General features: G+C 46.3%; 2 protein-coding genes. Both read right to left on the reverse strand.

The window, feature by feature from the left end; translation table 11 throughout:
- A partial coding sequence (locus A3762_RS25605; RefSeq protein WP_156493147.1) for a DUF1365 family protein occupies window positions 1-127 on the reverse strand: 127 nt, incomplete at its 3' end.
- On the reverse strand, window positions 127-699 hold a 573-nt coding region (locus tag A3762_RS02215; protein ID WP_197468950.1), incomplete at its 5' end, for an FAD-dependent oxidoreductase. The genes A3762_RS02215 and A3762_RS25605, both read right to left, overlap by 1 nt.

Raw genomic sequence — 699 nt, forward strand, 5'->3', positions numbered from 1 at the left:
CATCAATCTCGTCTAAATCGAGATACCACATAAACATACTGTACTTAAATGCATGCGAAATCGGCTCAAACCTGCGGTGCCGAATGTGGCCATGATATAGGCAACTCTTCAACTCACGCGTTGACATTAGAGATGAATCCCAAAGCGCTCAACGACACGCAAGGCGCTATTCACGCCGTCTTCATGGAAGCCATTCAACCAATATGCACCACAATAGTGAGTACGGTTCACATCGCTAATCTCGGAGTGTCTACCCTGCGCAGCCACCCCGTCTTGAGTAAAGACCGGATGTGCATAGTTATATCGTTCAATCACCTTAGACTCATCTATTTCGTCGCTACGATTAAGCGNAACGAGATAGGTTTGATCCGCATCAGTAAAGTTTTGAAGAATATTCATGTTGTACGTCACCATGGCGTGCTCAGAGCAACGCTGCGGAATATGGTAGTTCCACGCGGCCCATGCAAGCTTTCGCTTTGGCATCAAAGTGGTATCTGTGTGCAATACCACCTCATTATCTTGATACGGAATCGCACCTAAAATTTCTTCTTCTTGCGGAGTCGGCGCCTCAAGCATGCTAAGCGCTTGGTCGCTATGACATGCCAAGATCACTTGATCAAATTCTTCAGCACCGTCTTTTGAATGAATCACGACATTCGACGCATTTCGTTCGATTTTTTTCACCGGCGTGTTTAAACG

The organism is Oleiphilus sp. HI0125, assembly GCF_001635355.1.